The 11,599-nt window shown below is 43.2% G+C and carries 10 protein-coding genes, 1 rRNA gene and 1 pseudogene; 8 read left to right on the forward strand and 4 right to left on the reverse strand.

Annotated features, from left to right (window positions below; translation table 11 throughout):
* Nucleotides 1-12: 12 nt before the first annotated feature.
* The 6 genes and pseudogenes from QUB08_RS19615 to QUB08_RS19640 all read left to right on the forward strand — a co-directional run bounded on the left by QUB08_RS19615 (nt 13) and on the right by QUB08_RS19640 (nt 5,046).
* Nucleotides 13-567: a DUF3124 domain-containing protein gene (locus QUB08_RS19615; RefSeq protein WP_333226298.1), complete on the forward strand. Its 555-nt coding sequence runs from the start codon at nt 13-15 to the stop codon at nt 565-567.
* Between the two features lie 245 nt (nt 568-812).
* Nucleotides 813-1,058 (forward strand): annotated as a pseudogene (locus QUB08_RS19620) (IS1 family transposase); the annotation flags it as partial.
* Between the two features lie 97 nt (nt 1,059-1,155).
* Nucleotides 1,156-2,115, forward strand: a complete 960-nt coding sequence (locus tag QUB08_RS19625) for an aldo/keto reductase (RefSeq protein WP_333226299.1) — start codon at nt 1,156-1,158, stop codon at nt 2,113-2,115.
* Nucleotides 2,116-2,340: 225 nt separating this feature from the next.
* A complete protein-coding gene (locus QUB08_RS19630; RefSeq protein WP_333226301.1) occupies nt 2,341-4,206 on the forward strand; it encodes a serine/threonine-protein kinase in 1,866 nt (621 codons plus the stop codon).
* Between the two features lie 79 nt (nt 4,207-4,285).
* Nucleotides 4,286-4,636, forward strand: coding sequence for a hypothetical protein (locus tag QUB08_RS19635; RefSeq protein ID WP_333226303.1), 351 nt, complete (start codon nt 4,286-4,288; stop codon nt 4,634-4,636).
* An 8-nt stretch (nt 4,637-4,644) separates the two neighbouring features.
* The gene (locus QUB08_RS19640; protein ID WP_333226305.1) at nt 4,645-5,046 is read left to right on the forward strand and encodes an HNH endonuclease; all 402 of its coding nucleotides are present in this window, start codon (nt 4,645-4,647) and stop codon (nt 5,044-5,046) included.
* A 112-nt stretch (nt 5,047-5,158) separates the two neighbouring features.
* On the opposite strand, the gene QUB08_RS19645 is transcribed toward QUB08_RS19640, so the two are convergent.
* On the reverse strand, nt 5,159-5,668 hold the full coding sequence (locus tag QUB08_RS19645) for a hypothetical protein (protein WP_333226307.1): 510 nt from the start codon (nt 5,666-5,668) through the stop codon (nt 5,159-5,161).
* 267 nt (nt 5,669-5,935) lie between these two features.
* Between QUB08_RS19645 and QUB08_RS19650 the strand changes: the two genes are divergently transcribed.
* Complete coding sequence (locus QUB08_RS19650) at nt 5,936-7,180, forward strand: SGNH/GDSL hydrolase family protein (RefSeq protein ID WP_333226309.1); 1,245 nt, start codon at nt 5,936-5,938, stop codon at nt 7,178-7,180.
* 98 nt (nt 7,181-7,278) lie between these two features.
* Here QUB08_RS19650 and QUB08_RS19655 read toward each other — a convergent pair whose 3' ends face one another.
* The 3 genes from QUB08_RS19655 to QUB08_RS19665 all read right to left on the reverse strand — a co-directional run bounded on the left by QUB08_RS19655 (nt 7,279) and on the right by QUB08_RS19665 (nt 10,808).
* Nucleotides 7,279-8,214: a branched-chain amino acid ABC transporter permease gene (locus QUB08_RS19655; RefSeq protein WP_333226311.1), complete on the reverse strand. Its 936-nt coding sequence runs from the start codon at nt 8,212-8,214 to the stop codon at nt 7,279-7,281.
* Between the two features lie 223 nt (nt 8,215-8,437).
* A complete protein-coding gene (locus QUB08_RS19660) occupies nt 8,438-9,388 on the reverse strand; it encodes a branched-chain amino acid ABC transporter permease (protein WP_333226315.1) in 951 nt (316 codons plus the stop codon).
* Nucleotides 9,389-9,551: 163 nt separating this feature from the next.
* Nucleotides 9,552-10,808 (reverse strand): ABC transporter substrate-binding protein, encoded by a 1,257-nt coding sequence (locus QUB08_RS19665; RefSeq protein WP_333226313.1) that lies wholly within the window; start codon nt 10,806-10,808, stop codon nt 9,552-9,554.
* Nucleotides 10,809-11,297: 489 nt separating this feature from the next.
* On the opposite strand from QUB08_RS19665, the gene QUB08_RS19670 reads away from it, so the two are divergent.
* Nucleotides 11,298-11,599 (forward strand): 16S ribosomal RNA (locus QUB08_RS19670); the annotation flags it as partial.

Raw genomic sequence — 11,599 nt, forward strand, 5'->3', positions numbered from 1 at the left:
GGATGAATGCCGATGAAGTTTAAACATGATTTCTGGGTTGGTTGGGCGCTAGGGGCGATCGTCCTGAGCTCTTGTTGGGACCAAACTACCTCACAAAGACAACAACCCGATATAAAACGTGAAATTTCACTAAGAGCAGTCTCGTTAGATAAAACAAAAGTTGTGATGGGACAAACCGTATATGTCCCTATTTACTCACATATTTATCACTACAATAGCCAGGATCAAGTCATGAATTTGTCAGCCACCCTCAGTATCCGCAATACGGATCTGACAAATTCGATTATTATTACTTCGGTGCGTTACTACGATAGTGATGGGAAATTGATTAGGCACGACATTAAGAGTCCAGTAGAACTCAAACCGCTTGCTTCCACAGACTTTTTTATTGCAGCAGATGATACAAGTGGAGGCTCAGGTGCAAACTTTATTGTGGAGTGGGTTGCAGAAAAAACGGTTTATGATCCTGTCATTGAAGCTGTCATGATTAGTACCTCATCTTCTCAGGGCATTTCATTTATCAGTCCCGCTAAAGTTCTCAAGCAACACAAAAAAATGCAAAACTGATTTTAGAGGATTAAGTTATTGCTTTACAAGGTAGTTTGGGACTAGGGTAGAATGGATTGAGGGATTGCTAGCAAAAGGTTGTATTTTGCCAATAAAATGTCCATAGGTCAATACGGTTCACATAAGACACTCATGGAGACAAAACCCTGTGAAAAACCGATCCTGCGTTGGCGAATCCTGCCCGAAGGGCTTATGCTTCGCCCAAAGCTCTCTTCGGACAAAAAAACATTAACTGAACCGTATTGGTCTATAGACAATGTGCTGTTTGTTATACGGATTTTTGGGAATCTTATTCAGAAGTGCTACTTTTTAAAAGACATCGACCTGTAGGTAAATAATCGGGAGAAACCAGTTATATTGAAAGACTTAATAATACTTTAATGCAGCGAATTTCTCGTTTGGTTGGTAAAAGCTTGTCTTTATCAAAAAAACTGCCCAACCATATTGGGGTAATTTTTAACTTTGTACATCACTATAATTATTGCATAAGAAAACGATATCATTACTGTGCATTACTACCCAACTTTTTTCTGTTAAGATTAGAGAGCTTGAGGGTGAATACTAAAAATATAAATGAGGACTTAGGGTATGCAAAAGCGACAATTAGGGACATCACAAATTCAGATTACCCCGATAATTATGGGGACTTGGCAAGCTGGGAAGCGGATGTGGGTGGGAATTGAGAATGCTGAAACTGTCAAAGCAATGCGCGCGGCTTTTGAGGCAGGTATTACCACCTTTGATACGGCAGAGGTTTACGGAGAAGGGCATTCGGAACAAATTATCGGTCAAGCACTTTCAGATGTACGATCGCAAGTAGTTTATGCTAGCAAAGTTTTTGCCAACCACCTGAAACCCGAGTTGGTAATCGAAGCGTGCGATCGATCGCTAAAAAACCTCAACACCGATTATATCGACCTTTACCAAATCCACTGGCCCGCTGGCAGTTGGAATTCCGAGTTAGTGCCAATTGCAGAAACAATGGACGCCCTGAACAAGTTAAAAGAACAGGGAAAAATTCGGGCGATCGGCGTTTCCAACTTCTCCCGCGCCCAAATAGAAGAAGCGGCCCAATACGGACGCATCGACAGCTTGCAACCGCCATATTCTCTGTTTTGGCGCTGGGTAGAAAAAGATGCGATGTCCTATTGTGTGGACAATCATATCTCCATCATTGCCTATTCATCTCTAGCTCAAGGAATATTGACAGGTAAATTCGGGCCAGAACACAAGTTTGAAGAAGGCGACCACCGCGCCAAAAATAAGCTGTTCATCAAAGAAAATTACGACCGAGTGCAAACAGCATTAAATCAACTCAGACCAATTGCCGATCGCCACCAGATAAGCTTGGGCAACTTAGCTTTAGCCTGGTTGATTTCCCAGCCACAAACAAATGCAATTGTCGGCGCGCGCGACGGGGAACAAGCAGCCGAAAATGCTAAAGCTGCTGAGGTAAAATTGAGTGAAGAAGAATTAAAAGAAATTGACGCGATCGGGCGAACAGTCACCGATCATTTAGACGATAACCCCGTTATGTGGAACTTCTAAAACAGAACTGACGCAACTGGCATATATAGTAAGGTATCCCGGAACTCACGCCCAGAGCACCATTCTCGCTTAACGGGCTAGAAGCCCATTCCACAAAGAGTGAATTTCTTGTCGAATGGGCTTCTAGCCCGTTCCTAAAAAGCTAATGAGGTATAATATCTACTGCGCTGTAGAAATATTCAAAAAGTTAAAATCAAAAATCACAAATCCGAAATTTAAAATCGAATGAGTTACTGTCTGAATCCTAACTGTTCCAAGCCGCAAAATCCCCCCGCAGTCAAATTATGCAAACATTGCCGTTCAAAACTGCTGCTGCGCGATCGCTACCGGGCTATAAAGGCGATCGGACAAGGCGGTTTTGGCAGAACATTCCTCGCCGTTGACGAAGACAAACCCTCAAAACCCCGCTGCGTCATCAAACAATTTTTACCCGCAGAAACCCAACTCATCCCATCAGCAAGCAATCGCAACAGCAAAAAAGCAGCCGAACTTTTTGAACAAGAAGCAATGCGATTAGACGAATTGGGCAAACACCCTCAAATTCCCGAACTATTAGCCTATTCCATCCAAGAGGGCAGACAATATGTAGTCCAAGAATTTATCGACGGGCAAAACTTAGCACAAATTGTAGAAACAGAAGGCACATTTACAGAAATTCAAATTCAAGACTTACTCAACAGCTTACTTCCCGTACTTCACTTCATCCATTCCCACAACGTTATTCACCGAGACATCAAACCCGGAAATATCATCCGCCGCGCCGACAAACAATTAGTTTTAGTAGACTTTGGCGCTGCCAAAATTGCCACAGGTACGGCATTACTCAAAACAGGAACCAGCATCGGCAGCCCCGAATACATTGCCCCCGAACAAGCTAGAGGCAAAGCATTTTTTACCAGCGATTTATACAGTTTAGGCGTAACTTGTTTGTATTTGCTAACTCAAGTTTCCCCCTTTGACCTGTTCGATCCTGGTGAAGATGCCTGGATATGGCGACAGTATTTGGCTAACAACCCCGTGAGTGAACAACTAGGGAAAATTTTAGACAAAATGATTGAAAATGCTACTAACCGCCGCTATCAAACGGCTGTTGAAGTATTAAAAGAAATTAATCCCCAAATTGCGATCGACCTAGCAATTCCTCAAACAAATTCCAAGTTAGTTAAACCCGGAAAAACTCCCGCCCCGCCCCAAAAGCAAACCTATAACTGGCAATGTTTTCACACCCTCACAGGTCACAAAAACTTAATTTACTCTGTGGCTTTTAGTCCCAACGGAGAAGTTGTAGCCAGCGGCAGCGATGACAAAACAATCAAGCTGTGGGGAGTTGAAGACGGGCAAGAAATTGTCACCCTCACAGGACACGCTAACTCGGTTTATACAGTAGCTTTCAGCCCGGACGGACAGATGCTAGCCAGCAGCAGCCACGACAAAACTGTCAAACTTTGGCGGATGAAAGATGGACAAGAAATCCGCACCCTGATCGGTCACAGTAACTCCGTTTACGGCGCAGCTTTCAGTCCCGATGGCGAAATTATTGCTAGCAGCAGTTGGGACAGAACAATCAAGATTTGGCGAGTCAAAGACGGGCAAGAAATTCGCACGCTTGCGGGTCACATCAATTTAGTTTATTTTGTCGCTTTTAGCCCTGATGGTGAAACTATTGCTAGCTGCAGTTGGGACAGAACCGTCAAAATTTGGCGAGTTAAAGATGGGAAGCTACTTCGCACACTTACAGGTCATACAGACTCCGTTCGCTGCATAGCTTTCAGTCCAAATGGAGAGTTTTTGGCTAGCGGCAGCCATGACAATACTATTAAAATTTGGTGGGTCAAAGATTGGCAAGAAGTTTTAACTATTACAGGACATTCTTGGTATGTTGATTCTATTGCTTTTAGTCCCGATGGCGAGATTCTGGCTAGCAGCAGCAATCAAACTATCAAGATTTGGCGAGTTAAAGACGGTGGAGAAATTTGTAATATTTCTGGGCATACTAATTCGGTTTATTCCGTTAATTTTAGCCCGGAAGGAGATTTTCTTGCTAGCGGCAGCAGTGACAAAACTATCACAATCTGGCAGAATATTGTGTAAATCGCAGCCATTGAATTGCGATCGCACAATATAGCATCTTGAATGTTACCATTAATAAACAACAGATATAGAAGGAGATATGACTACAGTAGCTATCCTGCCTGTATTTAATGCCAGCGGCGAGAAATCTTATCGTGCTATTGCGGGCGATCGGGAGTCAGTTGGCCAAACTGCTGGTCAAGCTTTAGATGCTTTAACGGCTTTGTTAGGTGAAATAAACTTCAGCGCATTAATAGTCATTCAAAGCTTTAACCCTGACGAATTCTTTACTGTCCAACAACAAAAAAGATTATCAGAATTAATGAATTTGTGGCGTACAGCACGCGATCGAGGACAAACTCTTTCTCCTAAAGAACAAGCAGAATTAGAAAGTCTTGTCGAGGTTGAACTCAAAGCTGCTACAGTTCGGACATCGGCTCTTGTACAATAATTTAGTTAATGAACCCTTACTACACTTTAGTAGCCGATCGCGCTGCTCATCGCTGCGAATATTGTCGCGCGCCTGAAATCGTATTCAACTTTCCTTTTGAGGTTGAACATATTGTTCCGCTTTATCGAGGCGGTAATGATGAAATTTCAAATCTAGCATTAGCTTGTCGCTCTTGCAATCTTCGGAAAGGAACTAATACAAGCGGAATTGATGCTACGTCTAACACACAAGTTTCCCTTTTTCACCCAAGACAAGATAGATGGGACGAGCATTTTCAAGTGCAAACTGAGTCTGGTGCGATCGCAGGAAGGACACCAACAGGTAGAGTAACAGTTGAGAGTTTGGGAATGAACTCTCAAGCACAGTTAATAGCGCGACAATTATGGATTCGTTTAGGTTTGTTTCCGTAAATAGCCTAATTTAGTTACTTTGTAAAAAAACAACAATAGGTTGCGCGATCGTACCTCTCATTTATTTTTCTAGCTTACAATACCTTTGACACTTTTAATAAACTCATTTTCTTCAATCCATCTGCTTCACTACCTCCAAGGCTAAGCCTAGCACCTCTGCAATTTGCTCATCGCTCAAGCCAAGCTGCCGTAACTTACCCACCGCTTCAATCTTAACTTGATTCTTGTTGCCCTGAGATTCAGAATTCGGAGGCTGACTTTTCTCGGTGCTAGTAGTGGGTACTTCTGAGCAAGCATTGATATAGTTAATTGTGTTGCTATTACCAAAATAAGTCGTATTACGATCGCCCAAATTTATCTTCAGGTTTAATTGACGTTCTAAAACTGATTCCAGATTACCTTTATCAACTGCTTCATCAAAAACCTCCGATAACAATTGTAAAAGCTTGTAACCTACATCCTTAGCATGACCCGCGGTACAACCGTAAGTACCTGCAATATCAGAATACTTGTGTCGGTTCAGTATTCCCTTGATAATTTTACGCTGCAAGTCATTGAGATGTTTGCCTGTCTTCGGGCTGAGCACTTCATCTACAAATTGCAATATATGGGCAGTGTCCATCAGTAGGGGTATCAGATAACTAGGGTTAGTATAGCCGACTTTATCCGCCTTTATCCGCTTTTATCCGTCTTTATCCGCCTTTATCCAAATTTGATAAATACCCGCCTTTATCCGTCTTTTTTCCCTTTGCACTTTTGGGCGATCGATATATGATACTCAAAAGCATAAAATTAGCTTCGCAAGAAAAACATTAATTGTCTGTAGGGATTGTCTTTGTGAGATAGTCGCGGCGATTGAGAGCCTATTTTTATTTTTGAAAAAACTAAGATGAAAAAACTAAGTTTATGGGCGCAAAAACTCAGCCTAGTTTTGGGAGGAATTATGGCCGGTGTTTTTATGGGAGAATTAGCTCTGCATCTGGGGGGAATTAAAGGTATAGAAAAACCAAGCGATCTTGCTTCTTTTGCAAGTTACACATTAGACGATCCCGCTGGTTGGTCATTGAAACCGGGTACGTCTTTCGAGTGGCATGGGGAAGGCGATAGCTCCTTAATTCGCGCAAATAAAGATGGTTTGCGCGATCGCGAACATACCAAGGAGAAACCACCAAACACTTTTCGGATCGCAGTGTTAGGAGATTCCTTTGCCGAATCTTTACAAGTGCCGATGGAAAATACTTTTTGGTGGAAAATGAGAAAGCAACTCAATAAACAATGTGCTGCTTTAGGCGATCGCAAAGTAGAGGTAATTAATTTTGGGGTTCAGGGCTATGGGACAGATCAAGAACTAATCACTCTGCGCCATAAAGTCTGGCAATATTCTCCAGATTTAGTTATCTTAGCTTTTCTTCCTGGCAACGATATCATTAATAATTCAAAAAAACTTGAATTTTCTCAACGTAAGCCATTTTTCGTATATAAAAATGGCGAATTAGTTTTAGATAATTCAGGGCTGAACATTTCACAAAGACAACATAATTATTTAGAATTTTCATCTGTTGATTATCTTCCGACTTGGTTGGTCAATAATTCACGCATTTTGCGATTATTCAGACAAATTGATTTAAATAATAAGAAACGTCTAGTTGATGCCACAGAAAAAAAGCGTTCAGCTCATAACTTTCAAGAACCTATCAATCCAGTATGGAAAGAGGCTTGGCAAATAACTGAGGAATTAGTTACACGAATGTATCAGGAAGTCAAGACCAAAAAGGCAGATTTTATGATTTTGATTGTTAGTTCGGGAGTTCAAGTCAATCCTGAGCCTATGATGCGTCAAAGCTATATGAAACGATTTAAGATTAAGGACTTGTATTATCCTAATCAGAGAATCAAAGCCCTTGGCGATCGCCTGAATATTACGACATTGGATACAGTCCCACGATTGCTAGAGTATGCAGAAAAAAATCAAACTTGTCTACATGGCTTTCCCAATGCTATGTGCTGTGACGGTCATTGGAATAGTCAAGGCCATGAGCAAGTTAGTCAACTGATGGCACAAAACTTATGCGATCGGTTCAAAGCAGAAGCTTCGGATTCTACCAAGAATAACGCCAGAATCAAGAAAAAGTAATATGATTCTTACCACCTAAATAATAAAATTCTTAATAATTGTACATCCTTGATATAGCCATTGATGAGGATGGGGCGAAATCGTAACGCTATCTTTTTTTAAACAGAAGTGCGATCGCCCTTTCTAAACTTCTTCAACAACTCCGGTGTCACCAACCCTTGTGGAAAAAATATCGTCCCTACTACAATCAGCAACCCAAAAATAATTAACCGCCCATCCCGCAGAAATTGCGCCAACCAAACCGGCAATCCATCAATAGTCGCCATCCCCCTCAAAACCTCCGGCAAAGCAGTAAAAACCATCCCGCCCAAAACAGACCCTACAAAAGTTCTGCTACCACCAATCAACACAGAAGTCAAGTAAATAATACTAGCATCAAAAGTACCTTGACGGGCGTTCCAAGTATTGAGAAAATGCGCGCTAACCGCACCGACAACCCCTGCTAAAACAGCACCCAATGTAAAAGCCAGAACCTTATAAAAAGTCGGGTTAATGCCGATCGCATCAGCAGCCAATTCATCAGCCCGAATCGCAGCAAAAGCCCGCCCCACCCGAATCCGTTCCAGCCGATAGACAATCGCCATACTTACCAAAAGTAAAGGTAGTACAATCCACAAATACTCGATCGGCGTCCCAAACGGTTGCGGAATCCCAAAAATGCCCACAGCCCCGCCCGTGATGTCTAGATTCAGCGATAAAACCCGCAAAATTTCCACAAAAGCAATAGTTGCGATCGCCAAATAAATCCCACTCAACCGCAGCGCCGGAATTCCCACCAAAATCCCCAGCAACCCCGAAACAACCCCTGCAATTATCATCTCCCCCAACAGCAATGGCAGAGGAAACAAACCCCCTGTCGGCTTAAACACCGTCGTAGACAAAATCGCCGCAATATACCCACCCAACGCATAAAAACCAGGGCTAGCGAGAGACAACTGACCAGTCATTAGAGGCAAATACAGCGACATTCCCAACATTGCACCCAACAACATCGAGACAATCAGAAACCCATAAGTAGTAAAAAATACAGCCATGATTTTATTTTAAATAATAAACATACTTAAATACCAACTTCATCTCAAATCCAGTCCCCTCATAATCATTCATTTCTCTCTTCTCTTTCTCTGCGTTCTCTGCGTCCTCTGCGGTTAAATCATTCCGATATAATTAGTTTCTTTAGGGGGCAATCCCCCGTGGCCGTTGGTGCGTGCGAAGCGTCGAACCATCGCCCCAATTTTAATCACCTAATTATCTATTTTACACCTTTTGAATCAAACGCCGACCAAACAAACCCTGCGGTCTAACCAATAGCATCATAAACAATATGCCAAAAGCAACAGCATCCTTATAAGCCGAAAAATCTCCCGGCACAAAAGCCTCCACCAAACCAATGATAAACCCACCCAAAACAGCCCCAGGAATACTCCCTAATCCACCAAGTACAATCACCGCCAAACCTTTCAAACCAAAAGCAATACCAAAATACGGCCCAGCAATACTCACACTCGAACCCACCAAACTCCCCGCCAAACCAGCCAGAAAACTGCTCACAAAAAACGTCAAAACAATATATCTGTCAGTATCAATACCCAACAGACTAGAAGTAGTAGCATCTTCAGCCACCGCCTGCATTGCTTTGCCAAACTTAGTGAAATTTATTAAGTAAGTTAAGACAGCCACAATCGCAACTGACACCACGAAAATTACTATTTGAACAGTCCGAATCGGAATAGGTTTATCTACTGTTCCGAAATTAATTGCAGCAGGTAAATAGCCGTAAGTGTTAGCAGGAAAAGTGTAAATTTCCGCCCCTACCAGATATTGGATAATATTAGCTATCGCAACTGCCACACCCAAACTAGAAACCACCGTCAGCAGAGGATCTGAGTGTCTTCGGCGCAAAGGCAAAAAAGCAACTCTTTCAACAATTACTCCCACCAAACCAGCCAGCGTACTGCCCAAAATTAGCGCCACAGCAAAAGGAAACTGCACGGGAATTCTCGCATTAGCCAACAACCCGTTAAAACCAAAAGCACCGCCCATCAGCGCATAAGTGAAATAAGCACCCAAAGTAAACACTGCACCGTGAGCAAAATTAATAATTCCGAGAATAGAAAACACTAGGGTGTATCCCAGGGCAAAAATAGCATACACGCTGCCGATCGACAAACCATTCAAAAATTGTTGCAGAAACAGAGTTAAGTCCATCACCAGTTAAGAATTGAGCCTCACGCCGAAATCATTCAACAACAAAAAACATACAATTTTTACTCTGACTTCTGACTTCCCCCCTTGGGGGGCCGGGGGGGAGACTTCAGAGTCACACTCAATAACTCATCGGTGTATCCGTGTCAAAATCCGTGTTCTGACTTCATTTCAAAAACTCAAACTTACCGTTATTTCCATCAGCATCCATTTTTATCTGTGCCACATAAAACTCTTTCTGATTGATTTCACCTTCCGGCGTAAAATAAATTTCCCCCAGAGGCGTATCGTACTTTCCCCTCAACAACTGCTGATTCAAATCTGTACGCAATTCTGCCAAAGGCTTTTGGCTAACCTTCGACTTAGCATTAATTTCTTTTAATGACTCAACAAAAACTTGTACGCCAGTAAAAGCTTGAGCGCTAAACTGAGGCGGTTCCTTCTTGAATTGAGCGCGATAAGCATCACGAAAAGCCTTATTAATCTCATTCTGATATTCCGGGCTGTATGCTTGGGCAATCAAAACCCCATCGCAAAGAGCCTTGCAAACCGAAAATACATTGGAAGTATTCAGACCGTTGCCCCCAATGATAACGCCTTTGTAGCCCAACTCCCGCAACTGCTTAATTAAATTGCCTCCATCTGCAGCCAACCCAGAAATAATTATCAAATCGGGCTTGACATTTATCCCATTAGTGGCTTGAGATTGGAAATCTGTATCAGTAGTCAAGAATTTTTGGACTGTTGCCAATTCCAGTCCCATATCTTTAACCGTTGTCTGAAAAGTTTCAGTCTCAGATTTGCTAAAAGCATCATTCTGAGCAAAAAACACGGCTACTTTCTTAATATTGGGATTTTGCTTCAGGGCCGCTTTAACTGCATTAGGTGCTACCACGGCGACAGGGGCGGAGACTCTGGCCACATAATCGCCAATCTGGGGAATGCCTTTAGCGGTGTTGGATGGTCCGAGTACGGGAACTTTTGCGCGATCGGCGATCGGATCGGCACCAAAAGCCTGCTGTGATAGAGTTGGGCCCACAATCCCCACGACCTTATCCTGATTGATCAGAGTGTTGAACGCATTAATAGCCCCTTGTTCATCTCCACCCGTATCTTGGAACACCAGTTTAATCGGCGTCCCATCCACACCGCCCTTATCGTTGAAATATTTCTCAGCAATTTTCGCCCCAGCCACCTGTTCCTGGCCGAGTAAAGCCACATTGCTAGTTTGCGCCACCCCAACCCCAACGGGAATAGCGGTAGAGTTCCCCGCAGCCGAACCCTGTGGCGAAGTTGCCGGAGATGGCGAAGTACCTGGAGATACTGTAGTCGATGTCTGGGGAGTGTTCGTCTGAGTGCAAGCGATCAGCAGTGAAGCGCAGGTAATGAATAAGGCACTAGGGCGAGCGGCAGGTTTTTTCATAAGCGGGCGATCGAACACATATATATAGAGCATCTGTCTGTGTCTGTAGAGATATTCTACCCATTAGCGTCCGAGTCCCCGAAAAAACCTGAGAATTACGCCCCAAACAAGTGAGATCCGGAAAAGCGGATTGGGCGATCGGATACCGGAGCATCGATCAACAGCCAAAACCCTTGGTGTGTATACCTTTCAAAAAAAGTCAAAAATAGTTTCACAAAAAGCTTGACAACCCCTTGCGAAATAAGTATATTAATAAAGCGCCAGAGAGAAGGCGGTTCACACCGCGGACTTAAGGCACAGAACTGAACCTAGAAAAAAGAATAGTTTGAAAGCTTAAAGCACTATTAACCTCGTCAAAAAAATGAAGGATTGAGAGTAAAGGCATCGCTGATACTCAATATCACAAACAACGAGAAAAAAGTCAAGGAAAAAGGAAAACACAGATTTGTGAAAGCCTGAGTAACTTGACTATAGCCAAAAGAACTCAACAACACGGAGAGTTTGATCCTGGCTCAGGATGAACGCTGGCGGTCTGCTTAACACATGCAAGTCGAACGGGCGTAGCAATACGTTAGTGGCGGACGGGTGAGTAACGCGTGAGAATCTGGCTTCAGGACGGAGACAACAGTTGGAAACGACTGCTAAGCCCCGATGTACCGAAAGGGAAAATATTTATAGCCTGAAGATGAGCTCGCGTCCGATTAGCTAGTTGGGGGGGTAAAGGCCCACCAAGGCGACGATCGGTAGCTGGTCTGAGAGGACGATCAGCCACACTGGGACTGAGACACGGC

It is taken from the genome of Microcoleus sp. BR0-C5, assembly GCF_036705045.1.
GTDB lineage: Bacteria > Cyanobacteriota > Cyanobacteriia > Cyanobacteriales > Microcoleaceae > Microcoleus.